This window comes from Thermobifida cellulosilytica TB100 (genome assembly GCF_001517975.1).
Taxonomy (GTDB): domain Bacteria; phylum Actinomycetota; class Actinomycetes; order Streptosporangiales; family Streptosporangiaceae; genus Thermobifida; species Thermobifida cellulosilytica.
In genome coordinates, this window is record NZ_KQ950180.1 from 366,781 (window position 1) to 391,286 (window position 24,506).

Below are 24,506 nucleotides of genomic sequence, written 5' to 3' on the forward strand. Positions count from 1 at the left end.
GTCGCCGTGTTGACGAGCATCTCTTTTTGGGTTCTACCCAGAACCGAAGCAACTAGCACTGTTGCCCACCGGTCTGACAAGGATTCCCCCAGGATGTCCACTATCGGCCACCCTGGAAGCAGATGCCGCATACCAGCACAGAAGTCTGCTTCTTGCGCCCCGGAGATCCTAACGGCTCCATTCCACACGATGACAGCAGCATCCGGGACCAAAACGATTACATTCCTTGCCGTTCTGCTCTCCTCAGTCGACAGCCCTCACCCGTTCCGGTGTGCTCATAGTTCCCGTAAGCCCTGGTCCGCACGCCGGCTCCTCGGAGAACAGTGGCGGGCAGAAGAGCGGCAGAGGACTCTCCCCTTCCGGCTTCCACACCGGACAGGCAGGGGTGGGGACCCTCAATCGACCCGCCAGCGCACAGATGCGTCTGGTCACCTCTTGTCAGCGCGCCGTGTTCGACGCTGCTGTCCAAACGTTGGAAGAATACGTCTGGGCCTACAAGAACCTCGTGGTCCCTGCCTGCCCGGAGCTTGTCGCCCGCGCCTGGCGGCAGTGCCGCATCCGTCCGGAGGACTTCGAACCCCAGTCGCTCGCCTGCGTCGGCCTGACGCTCGAAGCGGTGTGCGGCACAGGACTCCTCAGCGTCCTTGAAGGGAAAGAGCAGCGTTGACGCGCCCCGAACGGGTCTCCCGCACCACCGTCTACACCAGCCCGTGGCTGACCCTGTTCGAGGACGAGATCGTCCGCGGCGACCAGCCCGGCCGCTACGCCGTGGTGGAACGCGCCGACTCGGTGGTGCTGCTCGTCCGCTCCGAGCGCGACCGGCTGCTGTTCGTCCACACCTACCGGTATCCGACCGGGGAGCTCTCCCTGGAACTGCCCATGGGCGGCATCGATCCCGGCGAGGAGCCCGTGGCGGCGGCACTGCGGGAGCTCGCCGAGGAGACCGCCCTCACCCTGCGCCCCGGCGACCTGCGCTGCCACGGCGTGTTCCGCGGCTGCCCCGGCCTCACCCCGCAGTCGGTGTGGGTCTACTCGGCCACTGTCGACGACGCCCTGCTCGACTCCGCCACCACCCGCCACAGCGGGGACGACCTCGAAGGCACCCGCGTCGTCGCCCTGGCAGAGGTGCCCGCGCTGATCGCCGCGGGCCGCATCACCGACAGCTTCTCCCTGAGCAGCCTCGCGCTCAGCGGATGGCTTTCCGCTGCACCGGACGGCGGCCCACGGCGCTGACCCCGGCCAGGAGCGGCGGGGCCGCTTCCGGTGCCGACAGAGCCGGGGCGCGTCGACGTGGTCAGAGCCCCGCTTCAGTGAGGAAACGGGACAGCGGCACCGCTTCGGCCCGCAGTTCCAGGGCTCTGGCCTCCAGTTCCCGCACCGCGTCGGGAGCGCGGACCAGCCAGCCGCCGGTCTGTTCGCCGACCGGCCCCTCCCCGTAGTCGTGGACCAGGGCAACATCCCGGTCGAACAGCAGGAAGTCGAAGCAGTCGCGGCTCGGTAGCGGCACGCCGGGGGCGGCGCGCACCACTTCGACGGTCTCGCCCATGCGGGCGCGGATCCGGTAGGCCAGCAGCTCGTAGCGGAGGTAGTCGGTCAGCGGCTCCCGCAGCACCCGGATGCGCGCGAACTCGATCCCCCGGGATCGCACGTCCTCGTACAGCGGCCGGTCGGCCTCGGCCTCCTCCCGCAGCAGTTCCACGGCCCGGTCGTACTCTCCCTGCTCGTAGGCGCGCTGGGAGGCGCTGTTGACGTTCTCCCGGTAGGACTGCCAGCACTCGACCTTGAGGAACCGCCTCCCCAGTTGCGCCCAGGCGCGGGAGAACTCCGAAGCAAAAGCGTCGAGGTCGAGCCGCTTGCCGCGGTCCACTGCCCAACCGGGTGGTCGCATCTGTTCCTCCGGGATGTCTTTCCTGATCATTGCCGGGGCATTGAACGGAATGCGCATGGCGCTCTGTTTGTTCACCGCGCCTCTGGCATCGGGCAGCAGCGTCCCACCGAGCTCTTCGATCACGTCCCTGCCAATGACCGCGAAACTGCGTCGTCAAGTCCCAAGGTATCCGGTGAGCCATTCACTCCAGTGGTGTTTCCGGGCTCCTCCGAAAGCCTTCCCGGCACTGAGCCGCCTTCGCCCCCACCGTTCATCGCATCCTTCGCGATGTCGGGGAGATGCGAGGGCCTGGACCTCTCTTCTGAGCCTCTCTCGGCTCCCCGCAGTCAGCACCAGCACCCATGGCTCCTGGCCCAGCAGGTGATCCCGGCTTCATCGTCCAGCCCTGGTCACAGCAGCCCTGGCTGTTCCTGGACAGGCCCGTGATGTGTCCCCGGCGCGTCCTGCCGGACGGGAGCAGCCGGGGATTGCCCCGAGCGCTCTTCCTGTGATGCGGGCGAACCTGTGGGAACGGCGCAACGGCTCCAAAACAGTCGTCACCGTCTGGTTATCTGAGGCCGGATACCACGAGCAGGAATTTCGTGAAGAATGCCGACAACTACGGCTTCTGAACCCCCGGCAACCGTGTTGGAGCCACGCGTGCTGACACCGAACCAGCAGGTGAGGAACAGGATCGCTCGGACGGCGATGGAGATACTCGCCGAATCGGATGACAGCAGAGGAGTGCACAAGGACGACCTCTGGCGCCAGGTCAAGGAGCGTTACCCCGAAGTCGACCGGGACTGGGCAAGGCACGCCAATGCCAAGAGCGGCCCATTTGTCTTTCTGACCTGGCATTCCTCGGGACTGTCCACTATCGGCTGGCTCTACAAAGACGGCTGGGGACACTGGCGGATCACCGGGGCAGGGCGGTGGTCGTTGGAGGAGTATCCGTCCCTGGACGCCTGGGCTGCGGCCATCGACCAGCGTTACCAGGACTGGAGCAGGAAACGCGACCGGTTCGAGCAGGCCGAGAAACTGCTCTCCTCGCTCCCCGAGGACTCCTAGATCAGCGCCGACGCCCTCTCCGCTCAACTGGGAGTCTCCAAGGAACTGCTGGTCCAGCGGCTGCACCGGTTTCAGCCGGAAGGCTGGTACCGGGTCCTCGACCCTGAGGGCACTCCCCCGAAAGACGCCCACCTCACCCCGGCCGAACGGGCCGAGTTCGAGAAGCTCCTGGTCGAGAGCGGCACAGCCGGTCCCGACGGCCGCGCACCGCTCCACCGGCGGCTCGACCTCGCCGACATGGCGCAGTACCTGGACGCCGAGGACACCTCCGGCTCCGACGAGGCCAAGCGCCGTGCGTGGCTGGTGCGCGGCTCCAACGTGCAGGGCGAGAACCTGGTGCGCTCCCTGTGGCTGCCGCAGGGCGTGTGCTCCCTGGCGGCCTCCCGGCTGCGGGAGCTGCCCGCCGGCAGCAGCCGCGAGGACGTGCAGGCCGCGGTCGCCGAGGACTACGCGCACCTGAGCGCGGCCGAACGCTCCCGGCTGGCCGTGGAGTACCACGCCTTCCTCACCCGCATGCGCACCGGCGACATCGTGCTCACCAACGACGGCTCCGCGGTCTACATCGGCGTCGTCGGCGGCCCCGCGAGCTTCACCGCCAGCAGCGGCAACCGCGCCAACCTGCAACGCGCGGTCTCCTGGCACAACCCGCGCCGCCCGCTCGACTACGCCGACGCGCTGCCCGCCGACGCCGCCAACCGGATGGCCAACCCCGACACGACCGTCGTCGACCTCACCGAGTTCGTCGGCGACCTGGAGAAGCTGCTCGGTAAGGAGCCCGAGCAGCCGGTCACCTCGCGGCCGTTCACCCTTCCCGACGCCACCGGGGCGCTGGCCGCAGAGCTCCACCTGCCCGAGGAGTGGCTCCAGGAGTGCGTGGAGCTGCTGCGCGACCGGCCGCAACTGGTGTTCTACGGACCGCCCGGCACCGGCAAGACCTACGTCGCCCAGGCGCTGGCCAAACACCTGACCGGCGGCAAGCCGGAGAACATGCAGCTCGTGCAGTTCCACCCCGCCTACTCCTACGAGGACTTCTTCGAGGGCTACCGTCCGCGGCCCGGCGGCGACGGCCAAACGGGCGGGTTCGAGCTGGTGCCGGGCCCGCTGCGCACCCTCGCCGACGCCGCCCGCAAGCACCCCGACGAACCGTTCGTGCTGATCGTCGACGAGATCAACCGCGGCAACCTCGCCAAGGTCTTCGGGGAGCTGTACTTCCTGCTGGAGTACCGCGACCGGTCGGTCAACCTGCTCTACGGCTCCGACGGCGGCCTCGGCTTCACCCTGCCGAAGAACCTCGTCCTGCTCGCCACGATGAACACCGCCGACCGCTCCATCGCGCTCATCGACGCGGCGATGCGCCGCCGGTTCTGGTTCCGGGAGCTGCACCCCAGTACCGAACCGGCCGCCGGCGTCCTGGAGCGCTGGATCGCCGCCCGCGCGTCCGCGGGCGAGCCGGTGCACGAGGACGCGGCCCGCCTGCTGGCCGCCCTCAACGAACGCATCGAGGACCGCGACTTCCGCATCGGCCCCGCCTACCTGATGCGTCCCGCCGTCCACGAGCATCCGCGCGGGCTGGAGCGGGTGTGGGAGCACCAGATCCTGCCGCTGCTCCAGGAGCACCACTACGGCGACGGCACCGACGTGGCCGGGCGGTACGGGCTGGCCGCGCTGCGGAAGCAGCTCGCCGGGGACGAGGGCTGATGCCTCCGCTGCTCATATCGGTCGCCGAGAACAAGTCGTGCTCGGTAGTGTCCCTGACTCCCGAGCAGAGGGAGACCCTGGACTCGTCGGAACTGGTGTCCTCGGTGCGGAAGCAGCGGGACGGCACCTGGACCGTGACCGTGAAGCAGGGGGTGGCGGGCGCGGTCGTGCTCGGCAGGGGCGCCGGCGCGGTGGAGCTTCGCATCGAGCCGAAGCTGCCGATCCAGCGGCTGCTGTTCCTCGTCGGCTACGCCCGGCGCGGCGTGGACTGGCGGATCGACGAGGTGCCGGTGGGCGCCGAACCCGGCCTGCTGCCCGCCCTCGCGCACGTGTTCGGGAGGATGGCCGACCGTGTCCTCGCCAAGGGGGTGCTCAGAGGGTACCGGTCGGTCGAGGAGCCGCTGCCGGTGGTGCGCGGCCGCATCCGGGTGGCCGAGCAGGTGCGCCGCCGGTTCGGGGTCGCGCCGCCGGTGGAGGTCGGCTACGACGACCACACCCCCGACGTTGCGGAGAACCGCATCCTGCTGACCGCCGCCCTCCGCCTGCTGGCCCTGCGGGGGATCGGCGAGGCGGCGCGGTCCCTGCTGCGCCGGGTGCTGATCCGGTTGGACGGGGTCACCCCGCTGCCTCCCGGGTCGTCCCCGGCCTGGCAGCCCACCCGGCTGAACGCCCGCTACCACTCCGTGCTCGAGCTGGCCCGCCTGGTGCTGGACGGCGAGTCCTGCGAACTGGAGGACGGCACCCGGGTGCGGGTGGAGGGCCTGGTCCTGACCATGTGGCAGGTGTACGAGGACTTCGTGACCCGGGCCGTGGCCGACGTCCTGCGGAGGTCCGGGGCCCGCTGCCTCCTCCAGGACACCCGGTTCCACCTCGACCGGGCGCGGACCCTGCCGCTCAGACCGGACCTCGTGGCCGAGCGGAGAGGGCCGGACGGGACCGTGCGCCCCTTCGGCGTCCTGGACGCCAAGTACAAGCAGGACACTCCCCGCGAGGATCTCTACCAGGTGCTCGCCTACTGCACGGTCCTCGACCTGGCCGAGGGGCACCTCGTCTACGCCGCGGGCTCGGACTCCCGGAACGCCGCGGGCGCCGACACCGTCCGCCGCGTCCACCACCTGAACACTCCCGGCGGCATCACCGTCTACCAGCACGCCCTGGACCTGGACCGGCCTCCGGAGGAGGTGCTGGCGCAGATCCGGTCCATCGCGGCGCGGATGCTCGGCGGCTCTAGGTAAAGCCGCATGCCGTCCGTCGGCTGACACCGGACGTTGCCTCCCTGTTCGGTGTCGGCCGACGAGTGCCGGTGGTCGGCTGCTCGTTTGGCGGGTGACTCCGAGCTCACCGGCGTGAGAGCACCGCTGTGGCTCAGAGACACGCCCCAGGATCATCCGGTTTTGCCTGAGTTTGCCCCGAGGCGCTGTCCGCCCGGTACGGAAGTCCGCCTCCACGACACGGCGGCACTTTCTACCGCACCTGGGGGCGGTCAGCGGTGCGGCACACATCCCAACCCGCTGATCCGCCGCACTCAGTTACAACCCTGTGTACGCGAGCACCCGCCGAGCGCAACAGAGGAACGTCAGCGGGGAGCCTGTGGACTCCCACCGCTCCAGGGATGTCGCCAATCCCCAGAACTCAAAGAAGCTTTCGGACCCACAATGTCCCAGAAAGCGATCTCTAATCCCTTTTGTCCGCATCCAGATTTCCAACTCCAAGCAATATTTTGCAAAAAACGGCCAAAAATCCACAAACCTCCAGAACGCGTCAAAAGATTACCCTTCCCCCTGCGCCACCCAAACCAACAACCCAGATCCAACAAGGGAAACAAAACAGACAAAACTCTCTACGCGCCACAAATTCACACCTGGAGAGCAGAGGAGCCGAACAGAGAGACGCCTAACAAAATTTATGGAAAAATCGCTACCCACCGACCACCACCAATGTGGACAGATACGGTGAAGCTCGATACAGCAGCCGGACAGGGGGGAGCAATGCGGACGACAATCATGACCGTTACGCCCGAGCTGGCACAGCAGTGGCTCGATGAGAGCAATCTGCACAACAGGCCACTCCGCGAGGCCGCGGTACGCGCACTGGCCAAACAGATCGAGCGCGGTGAGTGGCAGCTCTCTCACCAGGGAATCGCGTTCGACGAAAAGGGGATCCTCCTCGACGGTCAGCACCGGCTCGCCGCGATCGCACGTGCTGGCCGACAGGTCGAAATCATGGTCACCTTTGACGCTCCCCGGTCCTCGTTCAGCGTCCTCGACACAGGACAGAAAAGGACAGGACGGGACGTTCTCGCCCTGGCGAACGAGGACAACCCCCTGTACCTGGCCTCGGCACTGCGAGGGCTGTACCTGTATCAGAACTTTCCAGAAAACTCCTGGTCCGGGCAGACGTCCATGATCAGCAACGACCAGCTGCTCGATCTGCTGGAGGAACACCCCGGCATGCGAGAGGCCGTAGTACGCGGCATCGCCATCGGCAGGGAGATCGCGATGACCCCCACGGCAGCGGCGATCGGCTGGTACGTGACCACTACCGCGCGCCCCGACGTCAACCAGCACGAGTGGTACGTCGGTCTCACCACTGGCGCGAACCTCCCCATCGGGGACCCCCGGCTCGCCCTGATCAAGACCATGCGCTTGCTCGCCAGCGGCAAAACGACCCGGCGCCGCGACGACTCCCGTATCCACCTCTTCTACTACCTGAAAGCGTGGAACGCCTGGGTCGAGGGACGCAGCATCAAACAGCTCCGTATGTCTCCCCGGGAGAAGGCTCCCCGTCCCACCACCCGTCCCGCCATTTTCTGAACTCCTGACACGCCCCTACGGCCTCCTCCCCCTGCTGCCCGCGCCCCAACTGTGCGCCAAGCAGCAGGGGCCCAGGCCGCGTACCAAAGACCTCAGAGGCAGCCCCAAATGCAAGGGTTTGCAAGCACGTGTGCGCGTAGAGAGTCGTCACGCCTCCTCGGCCCGTCTGTCCACGAGCACGCCCCTGAGATGTTCCCCCGCTTGGAGACCGATCGTGAGTGACATCCCAGACGAACAACAGCAACCGTTGCCGGACCGCAACGGGTCCAGCAGCGCTCCCGCCCCGGCGGAAATCACGCAGAAAGCCTCATACGACCACATCTACGAACTGTTTGATCATGAGGTGACCGCCGTCCAAATCAACAACTTGAAGGCGGAACTGCTGCTGGCCCGAATCTACCGGGAGGTGTTGCACCTCTCTCAGGTCTTCCCGAGGACGTCGGGTACGTGGAACGACACTGGACAGAATCAGCTCATCGAGTCCCTGCTGCTGGTCAACCTACTCTCGACGTTCTATTCGGCGAAGTTCGGCGACGACACGGACTGACTCCACTCACCGGAGTGAACTCCACCGATCCCGCGTCGGTCATCGCAACAACCGTTTTTGGTCTCCAGAGGTCCACTGGCCGATCCTGGCTCCAGCGAAAGATCCCCCGAGATCCAGGACACGTTGCCCGCCCCAAAAGACGTCTGGGCATCACCGTCACGGCCAGCATCCAGGAGAGAAGCAGACCTCTGCCCACAGAGCTGATCGACGGAGCTTGTTTCCGCGCCTTTGCGCCGAGCGGCTCTCCTCCCAGAGGAAGGGGGCAATCAAGCGACTGACCTGCACATTCTCCCCTGAGACTGCAGGAGAAAGATCAGCTGTACGACCATTCGCGCCGTGTCTCCTGGCTAGGAAACGGCAGGCGAATCCGGCTCTGAGGACAGGCCCGCGACATCCGGACACGGGTACCGCGGGCCTGTCAAGCGGAGTTGATAGATCCGGCCAGGATGGAGCTGCGTATTCGTCCCTCCCCGGCCCGCCAGTACACGTCGTCGCTGTTACGGCTGACGACGAATGCTGCGACAGACACTGTCAGCATTGCCGATCACAGAGCCCTTCAACCTCTCTGACCTCGCCTGCTTCCCGGCTTCGGTCCGCCTGCCCAGGCGCGCCGACACGGTCTTTGCACTTCCCTGGACTCATGGCAGTCCCCTGCTCCGACTCACGCACCGCAGTCGAGTCCTTGCCCACAGGCCCGGTTCTGGCCCTCTCGTCTGCTCTCCCCTGTCTTGCTCCCTGGGCGCGGAACTTCCCTCCGGGCATCAGACCGCTGCGTCTCGGGCAGTGGCAGCGCATGACCAGTCAGTCTCCTGTGGCTCAGACCCGGCTGCCCGGGCTGCTGCTCGCGCTCACCTTCTCCACAGGTGTCGTCGACGCGGTCAGCTTCCTCGGGCTGGACCTGGTGTTCACCGGCAACGCCACGGGAAACGTACTGCTTGTCGGCATGTCCGTGGTCAGCTCTTCCGGTCCTTCCCCGCTGCGGCCTGCGGTGTCCCTGGTCGCCTTCGCGGCGGGCGCCGCCCTGGCCGGGCGGGTGCTGCGGGGCGTGCCCGCCGTCTGGACGCGCCGCACCACCGTGCTGTTGGCCCTGGTCGGCCTGGTGCTGCTGCTCTGCTCCGGGCTGTGGCTGGGGTGGGGGACAGCGGGGGGACGCTGGCGGTCACGGTGGTGCTCGGCCTGGTCATGGGCGCCCAGGCCGCCACGGCGCGCCGTCTGGCGGTGGCGGACCTGAACACGGTGGTGGTCACCGTGGCGTTGATCGGTCTGGCCGCCGAGTCCCCGCTGGGGGCGGGCACCAACCGGCGGTGGCGGCGCCGGGCGGGCGCCATCGCGCTCCTCTGCGCGGGCGCGGCCACCGGGTCGCTGCTGCTCCAGGTGCACCCCGGTCTGGGCTTGCTGCTGTCGGCGGCCGTGGTACTGGCGGTGGCCGCGGTCGGCGCGCGAACCCCCTCTCCCCCGGCGCAGGGGGACTCGGCACCGCACCACCGGTGACGGCCCGCCCACGGGCCGGGGTCTCAGCCGACCAGGCCCGCGACCGTGTCTGCGGCGCCGACGAGGGCCGTGAACAGCACCAGCACGCCCGCGCAGCCCCCGCTGTTCCTCGCCGCTGCACCGGCGGCGGAGGCCGACGACGGGGTGAAGACCGGTTCCGGCTCGTCGGCGAACCGGTCGACGAACCTGGCGCGGTACTCGGCTGCCGTCAGTTCGCGGGGCCTCCAGAACCCGTGCCACTCGGGGACTTCCGCACCTTTGTCGCTGGCCTGCTCGGCAGCGATGCGTGCGGCCACCTCCTCCGCCCGGTCGTCGGCGACCAGCGCCTCCTCCCGCTGGTGTCGTTCCACTTCGGCGGTCAGCAGCTTCCTCGCCTCCTCGGGGGTGAGGACCGGCACTCCCCTCTGGCGGGCCTGGGCGGTTTTGGGGGTCTCGACGCCTTCGGCAGCGATGACGAGCCGGACCGTCTTGGTGACGTTCACCGCGACCGCGGCCCCGTGGTCCACCGCGTAGTCCATCACCTCGGCCAGTTGCTCCCCCTCGCCGACGGGGAGCAGCCGCCATCCCTTCAGCGGCCCCGACCGGCGTGCCCGTTCGGCTGCTGCGGCCTCCTCCAGGTCGCTGATGAGGTGGCCGACCGCCAGGTTCTTCGCGGCGCGCTGGAGTTCCCGGAGCTCGGCGGCGGTGACCACGCCGTCGGCTTCGGCCCGGTCGCGGGCCCGGAGCAGAAACTCCCCGTGGACGCCGCGCGCGGTCTCCTGGGTGAGTCCGGCGCGGGCCGCCAGCAGCGCCAACTGTTCGGCTTCTTCTCCCACGACCCGGCCGTCGGCGAGGGCGTGGGCCAGCATCGCCTGGTAGTCGTCGAGTCCGCTTCGCCTGGGCGGGGGTGCGTCCGCCATCAGCGGGAGCCGCGCGGTGAGGGTGGCGAGCCACCCTTCGCTGCCCTTGCGGAGTCCTGCGGCGCGGGGCGCGATGAGCCGGGTGCGCGGCAGTTGCGGCAGCGCCGAGGGCGGCGGTCCGTCCCAGTACAGCGGCTGCGGGGCGGCGCCGACGAGTTCGGTCAGCAGGGCGGCGAGCGACCGGGCGTCGCCGAGGGCGCTGTGTTCGGCTGTCGGCCACCGGCCGGTGAGCAGGTGGTGCAGGTGGGGCAGGCGGTAGCCGTAGCGGTCGAGGTGGGTGCGGGCGGCGACGAGGGTGCACAGTCCCGGTATCCCGGACAGAGGGGTGCCGAGGCGGGCGAACTCCGCGGCGAGGAACCCCTCTTCGAAGTCGAGCTTGTGGCCGACGACGATCGCGCCGTCCAGGCAGGCGAGCAGGTCTCCGGCGATCTGCGCGAAGCTCGGCGCCCCTTTCACCCAGGTGTCGGTGATGCCGTGGAGTTCGGCGTTGGGGATGGGGACGCCGGGGTCGACCAGGGTGGAGTACTCGTCGAGCACGGTTCCGTCGCCGCGCATCCGCACCACCGCCACCTCGCAGACCCGCGCTCCCCGCTTCGGGTCCAGACCGGTCGTTTCCAGGTCGAGGACGGCAAAGGTCAGGGCACGCGGGTCGAGGCCGCCGCTTCGGGTGAGGCGGCCGTAGCGGAACACCATGGGGGACCTCCGGGAAAACTGTTCGCGTCCGCAACGGTCCCGGATCTGCCAGGGGTTTTCCAGGGAGAAGCCGGAAATTCCCCAATTTTGCGGAAGCCGGACGGCCGTCCACCATGGCCCTGGTGCCATTCCGGCGCGCGATCATGGCTTCAGGGACAGAACCGCGGTACCCCGGTGCCCCGGACGGCCGTCCGGTCGGCACCGCCCGGCTCACTCCCCGCTGACGAACCGGGTCGGCTCCGCCAGTGCCGCCCGCGCGCCCTCCACGTCGGCCAGCCGGGCCGCGAGGGTGCGTTCGGCGAGGTGGCGGGGGAGCGCCGCGGTGAACTTCAGCCCTTCCAGGGCCCTGTCGTCCACCTGCGGCAGCGCGACACGGTCGGCCGCGGCCTCCCGGACGGCCCGCCAGCGGGCCGGGTCGGTGTCGTCGCCCAGCCGCAGGTGGGTGTCGCGGGCCTGCTGGGCGGGGTCGGCGATCCCGGTGAGGGTGGCGCGCAGGGTGAGGTTGGCCCGGGTGCCCGCCCAGGTCCACCAGCGCACGTCGCCGCCGCGGCGGGTGAGCACGGTGCCGTCGGGGTGGACGTGGTCGGCGTGCCGGTCGCGGGCCTTGGCCAGGGCGTCGACGGCGCGCCGGGTCAGCTTCACCGGCGGGTCCGCGCCCAGCAGCACCTCGCGCACCGCGCGGCTCAGCTCGAACGACCAGCCGGTGTGGCCGGTGGCGTCCCAGCGGGCCCGCCCGCCGCCGTCCTCGGCCGGTTCCACGAAGCAGCGCCGCCGTTTCCAGTCCACCCAGGTCACCGCCCAGGTCCGGCCCGCCAGCAGCAGCCTGCGCGGCCCCTCCCCCGGTTCGGCCGCCGCGAGGAGCGCCGGGTTGGTGCGGCCGATCTCGGTGCGGCCGTGCAGCACCGTGAACTCGGGAGGCGCGGTGAACACGCCGGTGAGTTCGGCGAAGTGCCGCCGCCCGAACCGGCGTTCCGCCTCGGGGCCGACGAGGAGCATGCCGCCGTCGCGGGTGAGGAAGCCTTCGCGCAGCAGGTGGGCGAGGACGGGGCGGCCGTGGTCGAACGGTTCCAGGCCGTTCCACCACTCCGGCCACAGCTCTTCGCCGACCCGGGGCTCTTGCAGGCACAGCGCCAAGAGCTGCTGGGCGACGATGTGCCGGGGCTCGGGTGTGGGGCGCACCGGTTCCACCCAGTGCCGTCCCCACAGGTGCAGCAGTCCGGCGGCCTGTAGCAGCCCGGGCTCGTGGAGGGCGAGGAACAGGCAGTTGCGTGTGGTGCCGGGGCGGCGTCCGGTGCGGCCGATGCGCTGCAGGAAGGAGGCGACCGTGGCGGGCGCGTTGATCTGCACGACCCGGTCGAGGTCGCCGACGTCGATGCCGAGCTCCAGGGTGGAGGTGGCGACGATGACGCAGTCGCGGGCCTCGGCGAACGCCTGCTCGGCGCGGCGGCGTTCGTCGACGGACAGGGAGGCGTGCGACAGGAACACGGTGGTGCCGCGGGCGCGCAGCGCCGCGCCGATGCGTTCCACGAGCTGCCGGGAGTCGCAGAACACCAGCCGTTTCTCGCCCCGGTGCAGGGCCGCGACCACGGTGGCGGCGTTCTCCGGGGAGCCCACGTAGTCGAGTTCCACGTCGCCGGGCGGCGGCCCCTGGTCTGACGGTGCGGCTCCGGGCAGCCGCACCCCGGGGGCGACGACCCGGCCGGGGCGTGTCCCGGCACCGCTGCCCTGCAACCAGGTGAGCAGGTCGTGGGGGTTGCCGACGGTGGCGGACAGGCCCACCCGCTGGACGGGCCGACCGCACAGCCGGGTGAGGCGTTCCAGGACGGCGAGCAGGTGCCAGCCGCGGTCGTCGGAGGCGAACGCGTGCACCTCGTCGACGACGACGGCGCGTACCCCGCCGAGGAACGCGCGGTGGTCGACCTTGGTGCTCACCAGCATCGCCTCCAGCGACTCGGGCGTGGTGAGCAGGACGTCGGGGCGGTCGCGCAGGATGCGTCGGCGGGCGGCCGCGGTGACGTCGCCGTGCCACAGGGCGGCGGTGCGGCCCAGCCACCCGGCGTAGCTCTGCACACGCGGCAGCAGGTTGTTGAGCAGGGCTTTCAGCGGGCACACGTACAGCAGCGACACGCCGTCCCAGCCGTCGCGGGCCATGGCGGTGAGCAGCGGGAAGACCGCGGCCTCGGTCTTGCCGCCGGCGGTGGGCGCGAGCAGCACCGCGTCCTCTCCGGCGAGGAGCGGGGCGAACGCTTCGCGTTGCAGGGGGCGCAGCGCGGGCCAGCCCAGCGTGTTGACGACGTGGTGGACGAGGGTGGGGTGCAGCAGGTCGAGGCTGGCGGGCGCGGTCACGGGTCGGGCTCCCCTTGTGGGCTTCGGCGCAGGGCGCGGGTGCCGGTGGGCGGGCGCGGATTCCCGGTGCAGGCGGCGCACGGGGCGGCTGACGAGGGGCGGCGGTTACGGGACCGGCCGGGTGTGGAACCCGCCTCTCGGGCCGTGCGGCATCCCGCTCAAGGGTACGGCGGCCGCCGGAGGCGGCGCGCGGGTCGCGGTCCTCTCCCGCTCCTCCGCATCCGTGGGCCGCCCCGCAGCCGCGTCCTGCCCTCTGATCGGGGGACCACTCTCCGTGAAACCCTCGCTTTCCCCAGTTTTCGGGGTTGATAGCTGTTCTTTTCTCTGTTTCCGTGGAACTCCCGCGAGCAGGAGGACCCGAGGAATGGTGAGTCGCATCCCCGAGGACGGCCAGGAACCCGACGCCTTCCCCTTCCATGTCTGTTCCTCCGAGTGCGACTGCGACCAGGCCTTCCAGCGTGCCCTCGGCAGCGCGGCGGCGGCCGCGGAAGGAGTCGGCCTCGACCCCGGCTCCTTGCGGCCGGTCCGGCTCGACGTGCGGCAGTTCCGGGACCTGCTGGCCTGCCTGCCCTCGCCGGTCGAGTCGACCGGGCTCCAGCGGCTCTGGTACCCTGGCCCGCGGGTCCGCATGGAAGAGGCGAAGACGGTCCACCAGAACCTGTACCGCAGGGTCTCGGAGGAGGAGCGCAGGCAGTACCTGCTGCTGCGGACGTATCCGGTGGCCTCGCTGACCCTCACCCCCCAGGCGCTGGAACTGGACGCGGACGCCTGCGTGGCCCTGCTGTCGGAGGAGTGCGCCCGCGAGGTCGTCGCCTCCCGGTCCATGCTGCTCTCCTTCCTGGAACTCGCGGCCCGGCTTCCGGACCCGGCCCGCCTGCTGGCCCTGGAGACGGCGGCCCTGCACTGCCGCCCGGCTCCCCCGCTCGCCGTCGGACTGCTGCTGGCGGACCCGGAGAGCCCGCCCGACGTGGTCGAGCAGGCGGCTGCCGTGTGGCAGGCCATGCGCCGCCACCGCCCCGACCTTCCCGAGCGCCCGCTGTCCCTGCCGCGCCTCACCGAGATCGCCGCCGAGGTGGCACGACACCTCGGCACGGAGACGACGGACCCTCCGAGAAGCGCCGAGACCTCTGCCGAGGAGCCCGCCGTCTCCCCCGTCCCACTGTCCGTCCCCGCACCGGAGAACCCCGTGTCGCCCCTCTCTTCCGACCTCGACACACTGGCCGCCGACCTGGACCGGCTGTCCGACGCGTTCGGGGCCGCCGCCGAAGCCGCCCGCCGGGTCCACGACGCGGTGGCCGAGCAGCGCCGCCCCGACTCCGCCGACCTGGACCGGCTCACCTCCCTGGCCGCCGACCTGGACCGCATCGGCGCCGCGGTGTGCGCGCTCACCGGCCGCTCCACGCTTCCCGGGTCGCTGGCGGAGCTGACGGCCGAGTTCGAGGCGGCCCGCGCCCACGCCGAGCGGGCCGGGCTGCTGTCCCGGTTCGCCACGCTGTCCGGCCCGGACGAGATCGAGCCGGTGCTCGCCGAGATCCGCGCCGCCGCCGAGAGCGCCGACGAGACCGCGGTGGAGTGGCTCGGACTGTTCGCCGAGCTCGTCGACCGGCAGCGGCAGAACCCCTTCGACGCGAGCCTGATCGACCTGAGCATCCGGCTCAGGGAGCAGGTTCCGCAGGAGTGGGAAACCGCCGTGATGGCCGCGATGACCGGGAAGCTCGCCCTGGGCGAGGCGGCCGCGGTTGCACCTCCGGCCGCGGCACCCGTCACGGAACCGGAGGAGCCCGCTGCGGCCGACCCAGCGGAACCGGCCGCCGGTCCCGAGGACGCGGTCGAGGACACGGCGGCCGTCCCCACAGCAGACCCCCTGGAGGAGGAGCTGGCCGAGCTTGATGCGGTGCTGGCCGCCGAGTCCGCCGCTCCCCCGTCCTCCGACGCGCCCGCCGGGGAGTCTGTTGAGGAGCCTGCCGAGGAGGCGGACCTCCCGCCGTCCGAACCGCCTGCCGCCCCCGGTGCGGACACCGGCTCCGAACCGGATGCTCCGGCGCCCGAATCCGCGCCGGAGGCGGAGTCCGAGTCCTCCGGTTCCGTCCCGGAAGCCGCCGCGCCGGCGGACCCCGAACCGGAGCAGCCCGCACCCGACCCCGCCCCGGAGGACGAGCCGGACGCGGACGCCCCGGAGGACGAGCCCGCAGTTGCCGGACCCCCGGCCTCCGCCTTCGACGGGGACCTCTCCGTGGAGCTTCCCGTCCCGGCCCCCGACTTCGCCCCCGCCGCCGTGGACCCGGCCCACCGCGCCCCCGCCCTCGTCCGCCACGAGCAGCAGGCCCTCCACCAGGGGCGGTTCGCCCTCGCCGGATGGCTCAACCGCGCCGCCGGGCTCCCGGGGAACATCGCCGAGATCCGCTACGCCGCCGCCTGCGCCGAACAGCTCCGCGACACCACCGGGCCGATGGTCGAGGCGTTCCGGGTGCGCGCCGAGGCCCTCGCCGACGACCTGCCCGACGCCCCCGCCGACCGGCTGCTGGCGTGGGCCGCGGCGATCCGCGCCGTGCTGGTCGCCCCCATCCCCGAGGCGTTCCAGCTCATCGAGCAGACCGCCGCCGTCACCTCCGGCCGTCCGGCCCTGCAGACGATCGGCGACGCGTTCCGCACCGCCGCCCAGTCCGGCGTCTACCTGGACCTGTCCCGCACCGGGGAGCTGCTGCGCGACGCCGACCTGGCCCAGCAGGAGCACGACAACGCGGTGAGCCGGGCCGCCGAGCTGCGGGAGAACGCCCGCTCCCGCACCATCAACTACCAGGCCGCCAGCGCCCTGTGGCGGCAGATGGTGTCGCCGGGCGGGGCGCTGTGGGACCTGCTGGACATCCCGGCGGGCAACAACGTCGCGCGGCTGGGCGAGTGCCGCCGCCTGGTGTCGGAGCTGCTCGCCCCCGACGCCATCGACGACCTGATCGACCGCCTGTACCGGGAGTCGCGCAAGGGCGTGCCCCACAAGAAGCGGCACCAGACGATCATCGCGGGCGCCCGCACCGCGCTGCGCAAGTACATCGAGGACGTCCGCGACACCGCCAACGAGTGGATCACCGCGGTCGACCACATGCGCGCCCTCAGCGACTCGCGCGGCCACGGCCCGGCCGGCCGCGGCCTCAGCGACCTGCGCCAGGTCATGGTGGAGCAGTACGAGCGGGCCGCCGCCGAACTGGACGTCCTCGTCGACGGCGACAACCCGCTGCTGGGCGCGGCGGCGCGCGGCGCGCGGCACCTGCTCGACGACGTGCACGCGCTGCTGCGCGGCCGCGTCCCCCAGGCGAGCGGCCTCGCTCCCGCGCTGGTCCTCAACCGGGACGTGCTGCTCGTCCCCCGCATCCGGGTGTCGCCGTCCGGGGAGGTCGCCGACGTGCCGACCCTGGAGGAGCTGGCGGAGGTGCTGCGCGACGACCTCGACCCGGCCGAGGTGTGCCGTCGGCGCATCGAGCGCGGCGACCTGGTCGGCGCGGAGCTGGTGGCCGCCCTGGTCCGCACCGGCGACCCGGCGCTGGCCGACCGGCTGGTGGAGCAGGTGTCGGCCCGGGTGGACGAGGAGTGGGCGCGGCTGCGCGAGAGGTGCGAGGAGTTCCAGACCGACGCGGCGATCCGCTGGCGCAACGGCGCACTGTCGGAGGAGGAGTTCGCGCGGCTGCGCGGCGGCGTGGAGTCGCTGCTCGCCGGGTCGGAGCGCCGCGACTTCGACGTGATGGCCGCGGAGCTGGACGCGCTGCGCGCGGAGGCCGACCGGCTGTGCGAGGAGCGCATCGCCGGGCGGCGGGAGGAGGTGCGCCGCGCCGCCGAGACGTCCGACCAGGTCGCCCGGTACGCCGACCGGCTCCGCCGCTACCTGGACCACGGCCAGGTCACCAGCGCCGACGAGACGCTCGCCCAACTGCGGGCCAACCGGGGCTTCGACATGCGCCCCGACGAGGAGGTCGACCACTTCTCCCAGTTCTACCCGGACTTCCCGAAGCGTCTGGAGCGGACGCAGCGCCGGGTCCGCCGGCGCGAGCAGCCGCTCCAGGCGGTCTTCGACGAACTGCTGCGGCACCTCAACCGCAGGCCGGGCGACGAGCCCCTGCCGGTCGCCGAGCTTCCGGAGCTGTTCACCGACCTGCTGCGCGCGCCCAGCTCGAACCGGGAGCGCGACACGGCGGCGGAGGCGCTGCGCCAGTGGCGCACGGTGGCGCAGGGCGCGAAGAGCTCCGGCAACCTCAAGAGCGCGGTGGAGAAGATCCTGCGGCTGCTCGGCATGGAGGGCACCGTCCCCGTCAACCCGCTGGCCGCCCAGCCGCAGTACCGGGAGCGGCTGCTGCCGGTGACGCTGACCGGGGTGAAGCTCACCGGGAAGCCGCTGCTGCCGGCCTTCGGGTCCAAGATGCTGCGCCCCGGCCCCCAGGGCAGCGAGGTGCTGCTGCACCTGGTGTGGAAGCGGCCCGAGCCTCGCGAGGTGTTCCAGTGGCTGAGCGAGGTGCCGCACGACCGCACGGTGCTGGTCCTCTACTTCGGCCTGCTCACCTACGAGCAGCGCCAGGAGCTGGCCGCGCTGTCGCGCCACAGCCCCAGCCCGGTGGTGGCGGTGGTCGACGACGCGGTGGTCTGCTACCTGGCGGCGCTGGCCAAGCCGGAGTGGTCGACCACGGTGCGGCTGGTGGCGCCGTTCACCGCAACCCGGCCGTTCCAGGCGGAGCGGATGATCCCCGAGGAGATGTTCTACGGCCGCGAGGACGCCCTGAACGCGGTGATGGCCCCCTCGGGTGCGCACTTCGTCTACGGCGGCCGCCAGCTCGGCAAGTCGGTGCTGCTGGCCGAGGCGGGCCGCCGCCTGCGGGCGCAGATCGACCGGCCGGTGGTGGTGCAGCTCGACATCTACGAGATCGGCCGGTCGGAGTTGCAGGCCGCGGCGTTCTGGACGCGGCTGGGCGGGGCGCTGCCCGAGCACGGGATCGTGCCGGAGTCCGCACCGGTCCCGGCGACCCGCCAGGAGGTGTGCGACGCGATCCGCCGCTGGTCGCGCGCCCACCCGGACCGGCGGCTGATGCTGTTCTTCGACGAGGCCGACGAGTTCCTCAACCTGGACGCGCGCGAGCACCAGTTCGCGAACGTGGTGGCGCTGCGGGAGCTGATGAACGCCACCGACAACCGGGTCAAGGCGGTGTTCGCGGGCCTGCACAAGATCGCGCGGTTCCGCAGCTACCCGAACCAGCCGTTCGCGAACCTCGGCGAGCCGCTGGGCATCGGCCCGCTGGCGTTCCAGGACGCGTTCGACCTGCTGACCCGGCCGCTGCGCACGCTCGGCTTCCACCTGCCGGAGGACCTGGCGGTCAACGTCATCGCGCAGGCCAACAACGCCCCGGCGATCGTGCAGTACTTCGGCGACCTGCTGCTGAAGCGGCTGCGCCGCTCCGCGACGGTGGAGCTGCCCTACGAGGTGACGGTGGAGGACGTGCAGGCGGTCCGCGACGACACCGACCTGGACAAGGCGTTCCGGGACCGGTTCGAGTGGACGCTGGACCTGGACCGCCGCTACAAGGTGATCGCCTACACGGTGGCGTTGCAGACGATGGACGCGCGCGACGCCGCCGTGGACGAGAAGGACCTGCTGGCCGAGTGCCGCGACTGGTGGCCGACCGCGTTCAACGACTGCACCCCCGACGAGTTCGGCGCGCTGCTGGAGGAGTGCGTGGACCTGGGCGTGCTCGCCGAGGACGACGGGGAGTTCCGGCTGCGCACCCCGCACATCCTCAACCTGCTGGGCGGCCGGGCCAAGGTGGAGCGGGAGTTGCAGGAGGCGGAGGCCACCTACCAGTTGCCCGACGACAGCTTCGACCCGGCCTACTACCGCTCCTACTACGCCGGCGGCCCCGAGCTGTCGCCGCTGACGGCGGCGCAGGTGGCGCGGCTCGGCAAGCCCGACGGCCGCCTGCGCCTGGTGGTGGGCTCCGAGGCGCTGCAACTGCCGCGGGTGCCGCAGGTGCTGGCGGACGAGGTCGCCAAGACGCAGGGCCGCTGCCACCACGTGCGCCCCGGCGGTCCGGACCTCGCGGAGGCGGTGCAACTGGCGGGCGGCCGCGACGTGGTGCTGGTCGAACTGGTCGAGCCCGTGGAGGAGGCGCTGGCGCAGGTCGCGGCGGCCGAGGCGGCGCTGCGCGCGGACGCGGACGGCGGGCTGAACATCGTGCTGCTGGCCCGTCCCGTGCACGCGTCGCTGATCAGCGGCGCGCTGGGCCATCCCGTGTCGGAGGCGCAGGCCGAGGCGCTGTCGCGGGTCGACGTGGTGGAGCTGCGCCGCTTCGGCCGCTCGGGGGTGGGCCAGTGGCGGCTGTTGGACGACTTCGAGCCGATCGCCAAGGAGACCTTCCACGAGCCGCTGTTCCGGGTCACCGGGGGCTGGCCGAGCCTGGTGAACGAGGTGGTCCGGGAGGTCGTGGGCGGCGAGCGGCGCACCCCGAAGGAGGCGCTGGCGCAGGTCGAGGCGCGGCTGCTGGGCGATCCGGACGCGTTCGTGGCGAGCACGGGCGTCACCGCCCACCCCGCGGTGCTGGCGGCGTGGGCGCAGATCGTCGAGCACGCCGACGGCGCGGAGGAGGAGGACGCCCTGGCCCTGCTGCTGAGGATGCTGGAGGAGGACAGCCCGGGGCTGTTCGACGCGCCGGACCACGGCGCGGTCGACGCCTCCGGCCTGGTCGCCGTGCTCCGCGGTCTGGGCGCCCTGGTGCCGTTGGAGAAGAAGCGGCTGGCGCCCGAGCCGGTGCTGCTGGCCGCCTACCGGGCCTCGCGGTTCGCCGCGGCGGGCAGGGCGGGCCGGTGAGCGCGGCCACGGCCCCCGTGGACGGGGCGACCGGGGCGCTGGGGCTGGTGGCGTCGGTGGTGTGGGAGCGGCCGGCGTTCGCCGGTCCGGAGCGCGACCCCGCCGAGCTGGCGCGGAGCCGCCCCGAGTGGCTGCTGAGCCTGCTGGTGCGGGTGCCCGCGCTGCGGCAGGCGGCGCGGGGCCGGGCCGCGGCGCCGCTGTGGGAGGCCCCGGCGGAGGGGGTGTCGCGGGCGGAGGCGCTGTGCCGTCTGCTGCTGCACCCGGCGCCGGGGGTGGCCGCGGCGGCGGCCGCGCTGGCGGAGCCGCTGCTGGTGGCCGGGCAGGAGGCCGCACCGGAGGAGCGGCGGGTGCGGGAGCCCGCTGATGCGGCGTCCGGCGGCGGAAACCCGGCCAAACGCGTCAAGTGGTTGGAGCGCGACCGGGCCGAGCTGCGCAGACGGGTCAGGAGGCTGACCCGGCAGTTGGAGGAGGCCGAAGGCGAGCGCAACCACGCCCGTGCCGAGGCCGCCGCCGTACGCGCCCGCGTCGAGGAGCTGGCGGCCGAGCTCGACGCCGCCGAGCGGCGGTGGGAGTTGGCGCTGGCGGACCTGGCCGACCCCCGGCTGCTCGCCGGTCGGCTGGTGGGGGTGTGGGACGCCGCCGAGCCCGGGCTCGCCGACGACGACCACGCGGGCCGCGACCCGCGGCGGCGCGAGCACGGCGACCTGGCCGTGGACGAGCGGCGGCTGCCCTTCCACACCGCGGCGCGCCGCGCGGACCTGCCCGTGGAGGCGCTGGTGGCGGCGCTGCGCGCGCTGGCCGTGCCCGAGCCGGAGCCCGAGGCCGCCCCGCCCGGCCCGGTCCTGGAGGTGGGCGGGACCCGGGAGCTGCGGGTCACCCAACTGGGCGGCGGCACCGGCATCGGCGGCTCGTGCGTGCTGGTGGAGACCGCGTCCACCCGCATCCTGGTGGACGCGGGCCTGCGCGTGGCGGACGGCTCCTCCGCCGGTCCGGTGGGGCTCGCCGACCTGGACGACCGCCGCGTCGACGCGGTGGTGGTCACCCACGCCCACAACGACCACGGCGGCTACGTGCCCGCGCTGCTGGCCGAACGCGGCCCGTTCCCGGTGATCGCCACCCCGCAGACCGCGGACCTGCTGTCGACGATGTGGCAGGACACGGCCAAGATCAGCGCGGGCCGGGCGGCGGTCCACGCCCGCCACAGCGCCGCGGGGTCGGCCGCGCTGTACGACATGGCGGCGGTGGGCCAGGCGCGGCGGGCGCTGCTGCGGCTGCCGACCGGGGTGGAGCACACCGTCGGCGACGTCGTCGTGGAGCTGTTCCCCGCCGGGCACATCCTGGGCGCGGCGGGCGTGGTGCTGCGCGCGGGGAACCGGCGGGTGGTGGTCACCGGCGACGTCTCCGGTTTCGGCCAACACACCGTGTCCGGGTACGTGCTGCCGGAGTCGGCGCGCGGCGCGGACCTGCTGGTGATGGAGTCCACCTGCTGCGACATGGACCTGCCGAGCCGGGAGGACGGGGTGGCGCGGCTGCTGTCCACGGTCAGGGATGCCTACGGCCGCGGCGGCCGGGTGCTGGTGCCCGCGATGGCGCTGGGCCGCGCCCAGGAGGTCGCGGGCCTGCTGGGCGCCCACCTGCCGGAGGTGCCGGTCCTGGTGGACGGGCTGGCCGCGCGGATCGCCCGCCAGTACGAGCAGGCCGCGGCCTCCGGGGAGGCCCCGGCGGGCCTGTTCGGCGACCGGGTGCGGATGGTGGACGCGCGGCAGCGCGCCGAGGAGATCGCCAGGCTGCGGCAGGGCGTGGTGATCAGCCCGTCCGCGAACCTGACCGGCGGCCCGGTCGTGGAGTGGGCGCGGGCGATCCTGCCCGACCCGAACAGCGTGGTGCTCATCCCCGGGCGCACCGACGAGGAGTCTCCCGGGGGGATGCTGGAGCGGCTGCGCGACGGCGGCGGCCGACGGCTGCCCCTGGACGGGCTGGGCTGGTCGGAGGAGGTCGCGGTGCGGGCGCGCGTGGCGGACATGAAGCTGTCGGCGCACGCGGACCGGCAGGGTCTGCTGGACCTTGTCGCCGAGGCGGCCCCGCAGCGGGTGCACCTGGTCCACGGCAGGCCGAGCGCGCAGCGCCTGTTCGGCACGGTGCTGGCCTCGCGCGGCTACCGGTGGGCCCTGGGTGTGGAGGGGCGGACCGCGGTCCTGGGGTGAGCGCGGGCGGGTCGGGGCTCCTGCCCGGTGGGGCGCTTCCCCCTGTTCCGGGGGTGTCGCCGCGGCTCGCCGGGGCGGCTCTGGGACCGGGCCTGTGGGAGCTCACGCCGCCGCCCTCCGGCGTGTCCGGCCGCGGGTGGGCGGCGGCACGGCCGTCGGCACCGGTTCCGGCGGGGGCGTCCTTCAGGGCGCCTTTCGGGCGTCTCCTGTCGGCCCCGGAGGGCAGTCGGTGGCGGCGTTGCGGACCCGACGGTTCTCCCCCGGCTCGGAAAACCGTTCCGGAGGAGACGCGGGACGCCCGGTCCTGTGGACGCCTCGGCGGTTCCGCCGGAAAATCACCGTGCGTTCTGCGCGCTTCGCACAGAATCGCCTCGTACGCCGTTTTGATGATTTCCCGCGAATTCTTCGGACCGGCGCTCGCCGGAGGCATGTTCTGCCCGTCCAAAGCGCCGAGAGCCGACTGGAGAACGCGTGAGCAGCGAAAAGACCGTTCCCCCGGCGGAGCCCGCCGACGGGACCGCCGCCAGGGGGAAGAGCCGCGCCCCTCGATCCTCCACCCGTACCGTGCCCAAGTGGGAGAGCACCGCGCGGGACCGCCTGCGCGCCGCCGTCCGAAGGTTCTCCAAGCCCTTGGGCGACCTGGTGGCACGCGACGCCAACGAGGGGGACACCCGACTCCTGGTCACCGACTTCCTGTGCGAGGGCCTCGGATACGACAAGTACGAGGACCTGACCACGGAATACCAGGTGAAAGGTGAATTCGCCGACTACGGAATCCGCATCGACAAGCAACTGGCCGCGTTCATCGAAGTCAAGAGGTGCAGCCAGAAACTCAACCCGCGCCACCTGCGGCAGGTGCAGTCCTATGCCGTGAACGAGGGCGTGGAGTGGATGGTGCTGACCAACGGCCAGGTCTGGCAGGTCTACCACCTGTCCGCCGGGCTGCCGGTGACCGTGGACCTGGTGTTCGACGTGGACCTCCTCGCGGAGGGCGGGATCGCCGCCAAGGTCGACTCGCTGTTCTACCTGAGCAAGGACGCGTTCACACGCAGGCTCGTCGACGGCCTGTGGAAGGCGCGCGCCGCCACGTCGGGGCGGTCGCTGGCGCAGGTGCTGCAGAACGCCGCGGTGATCGACGCGATCCGCAAGGAGGTGCGCCGCCAGACCGGGCACAACGCCGAGCCCAAGGAGCTCCGGCGCGTCCTGTGCGAGGAGGTCATCAACCCGGAGCTGGTGTCCTGACCCGGCGTCGGGTCCGCTCAGGCCTCCTCGGCGCCGACCTCGCCGGTCCGCACCCGCCCGGCGGGGAGGTAGGTGTGCACGGCGACGCCGGTGTCGGTCGTCGCCGTGTCGATCAGGCGCAGCGCCTTCGGTGCGGCTCCCTCCGGGAACAGGCGCCTGCCGCGGCCGAGGAGGACCGGGCAGATCCACAGCCGGTACTCGTCGACGAGGTCGTGGGCGGTCAGCGTCCGCAGCAGGTCGCCGCTGCCGTGGACCTGGAGCTCGCGGGCGGTCCGCTGTTTGAGGTCGGCGACCCGCGCGGGCAGGTCGTCGGCGATCAGGGTGGTGTTCGCCCACTCCGCGCGGTCCAGGGTGCGTGAGGCGACGTACTTGGGCAGGGTGTTCAGCGGTCCGGCGATCGGGTGGGCGGGGTCGGTGACGCGCGGCCAGTACGCCGCGAAGATCTCGTAGGTCCTGCGCCCCAGCAGGAAGGCGTCGGCCCGGGAGAACCACTCGGCGATCTGCTCGTTCATGCTCTCGTCGACGTAGGGGGCCAGCCAGCCGCCGAGGTCGAACCCGCCCTGGCGGTCCTCGTCGGGGGCTCCCGGGGCCTGCACGACCCCGTCCAGCGACACGAACATGGTGGCGGTGAGTCTGCCCATGGCCGGGCTCCTTCCGGACGGTTCCCGCGTCGTTTCGGGTCGGGTGCCTGCTACCCGCGGCTGCGGCGGATCATCCGGTCCGGTGCCTCCCCGCCCGGGTCGGCGCCGAGCAGGAGGGCGGCCGCACGGCGCAGCGCGGCGGCCTCGGCGGGGGCGGGG

Annotated in this window: 16 protein-coding genes; 12 read left to right on the forward strand and 4 right to left on the reverse strand. The window is 72.0% G+C overall.

From position 1 onward, the window contains the following. The first annotated feature begins 418 nt into the window (after nucleotides 1-418). A complete protein-coding gene (locus tag AC529_RS01545; protein ID WP_068753133.1) occupies nucleotides 419-667 on the forward strand; it encodes a hypothetical protein in 249 nt (82 codons plus the stop codon). Next, nucleotides 664-1,233, forward strand: coding sequence for an NUDIX hydrolase (locus AC529_RS01550; RefSeq protein ID WP_068753134.1), 570 nt, complete (start codon nucleotides 664-666; stop codon nucleotides 1,231-1,233). Before AC529_RS01545 ends, AC529_RS01550 begins: the two co-directional genes overlap by 4 nt. Before the next feature lie 61 nt (nucleotides 1,234-1,294). Here the strand turns inward: AC529_RS01550 and AC529_RS01555 are convergent, their stop codons facing one another. Then, complete coding sequence (locus AC529_RS01555) at nucleotides 1,295-1,888, reverse strand: DUF6879 family protein (RefSeq protein WP_068753135.1); 594 nt, start codon at nucleotides 1,886-1,888, stop codon at nucleotides 1,295-1,297. A gap of 639 nt (nucleotides 1,889-2,527) precedes the next feature. Between AC529_RS01555 and AC529_RS01560 the strand changes: the two genes are divergently transcribed. From AC529_RS01560 to AC529_RS21145, 7 genes are all read left to right on the forward strand, one after another. Next, nucleotides 2,528-2,935, forward strand: a complete 408-nt coding sequence (locus AC529_RS01560; protein WP_068753136.1) for a hypothetical protein — start codon at nucleotides 2,528-2,530, stop codon at nucleotides 2,933-2,935. 237 nt (nucleotides 2,936-3,172) lie between these two features. Continuing rightward, entirely contained in the window at nucleotides 3,173-4,633 is a 1,461-nt protein-coding gene (locus AC529_RS01565) for an McrB family protein (RefSeq protein ID WP_068753137.1), read from the forward strand. Further along, nucleotides 4,633-5,868, forward strand: a complete 1,236-nt coding sequence (locus AC529_RS01570; protein ID WP_068753138.1) for an McrC family protein — start codon at nucleotides 4,633-4,635, stop codon at nucleotides 5,866-5,868. Before AC529_RS01565 ends, AC529_RS01570 begins: the two co-directional genes overlap by 1 nt. Nucleotides 5,869-6,636: 768 nt before the next feature. Then, complete coding sequence (locus AC529_RS01575) at nucleotides 6,637-7,446, forward strand: ParB N-terminal domain-containing protein (protein WP_198156259.1); 810 nt, start codon at nucleotides 6,637-6,639, stop codon at nucleotides 7,444-7,446. Nucleotides 7,447-7,660: 214 nt separating this feature from the next. Then, nucleotides 7,661-7,993, forward strand: coding sequence for a hypothetical protein (locus tag AC529_RS01580; protein WP_157080023.1), 333 nt, complete (start codon nucleotides 7,661-7,663; stop codon nucleotides 7,991-7,993). An 811-nt stretch (nucleotides 7,994-8,804) separates the two neighbouring features. Beyond that, nucleotides 8,805-9,224 (forward strand): DUF1275 family protein, encoded by a 420-nt coding sequence (locus AC529_RS21140; RefSeq protein WP_198156260.1) that lies wholly within the window; start codon nucleotides 8,805-8,807, stop codon nucleotides 9,222-9,224. After that, nucleotides 9,158-9,484 (forward strand): DUF1275 family protein, encoded by a 327-nt coding sequence (locus AC529_RS21145; protein ID WP_269745517.1) that lies wholly within the window; start codon nucleotides 9,158-9,160, stop codon nucleotides 9,482-9,484. Before AC529_RS21140 ends, AC529_RS21145 begins: the two co-directional genes overlap by 67 nt. A 23-nt stretch (nucleotides 9,485-9,507) precedes the next feature. Here the strand turns inward: AC529_RS21145 and AC529_RS01590 are convergent, their stop codons facing one another. Both AC529_RS01590 and AC529_RS01595 read right to left on the reverse strand, forming a co-directional pair. After that, nucleotides 9,508-11,076, reverse strand: coding sequence for an exonuclease domain-containing protein (locus tag AC529_RS01590; RefSeq protein WP_068753141.1), 1,569 nt, complete (start codon nucleotides 11,074-11,076; stop codon nucleotides 9,508-9,510). Between the two features lie 210 nt (nucleotides 11,077-11,286). Next, nucleotides 11,287-13,422: a DEAD/DEAH box helicase gene (locus tag AC529_RS01595; protein ID WP_068753142.1), complete on the reverse strand. Its 2,136-nt coding sequence runs from the start codon at nucleotides 13,420-13,422 to the stop codon at nucleotides 11,287-11,289. Between the two features lie 364 nt (nucleotides 13,423-13,786). Between AC529_RS01595 and AC529_RS01600 the strand changes: the two genes are divergently transcribed. From AC529_RS01600 to AC529_RS01610, 3 genes are all read left to right on the forward strand, one after another. After that, nucleotides 13,787-20,260 carry a hypothetical protein gene (locus AC529_RS01600; RefSeq protein ID WP_068753143.1) on the forward strand — a complete coding sequence of 2,158 codons (6,474 nt, stop codon included), beginning with the start codon at nucleotides 13,787-13,789 and terminating at the stop codon, nucleotides 20,258-20,260. Beyond that, nucleotides 20,257-22,464, forward strand: coding sequence for an MBL fold metallo-hydrolase (locus AC529_RS19900; RefSeq protein WP_157080024.1), 2,208 nt, complete (start codon nucleotides 20,257-20,259; stop codon nucleotides 22,462-22,464). The genes AC529_RS01600 and AC529_RS19900 overlap by 4 nt, the downstream gene beginning before the upstream one ends. Before the next feature lie 471 nt (nucleotides 22,465-22,935). Next, nucleotides 22,936-23,706 carry a type I restriction enzyme HsdR N-terminal domain-containing protein gene (locus tag AC529_RS01610; protein ID WP_083947856.1) on the forward strand — a complete coding sequence of 257 codons (771 nt, stop codon included), beginning with the start codon at nucleotides 22,936-22,938 and terminating at the stop codon, nucleotides 23,704-23,706. A 17-nt stretch (nucleotides 23,707-23,723) separates the two neighbouring features. Here the strand turns inward: AC529_RS01610 and AC529_RS01615 are convergent, their stop codons facing one another. Continuing rightward, nucleotides 23,724-24,347 carry a dihydrofolate reductase family protein gene (locus AC529_RS01615; protein ID WP_068753146.1) on the reverse strand — a complete coding sequence of 208 codons (624 nt, stop codon included), beginning with the start codon at nucleotides 24,345-24,347 and terminating at the stop codon, nucleotides 23,724-23,726. Between the last annotated feature and the right edge of the window lie 159 nt (nucleotides 24,348-24,506).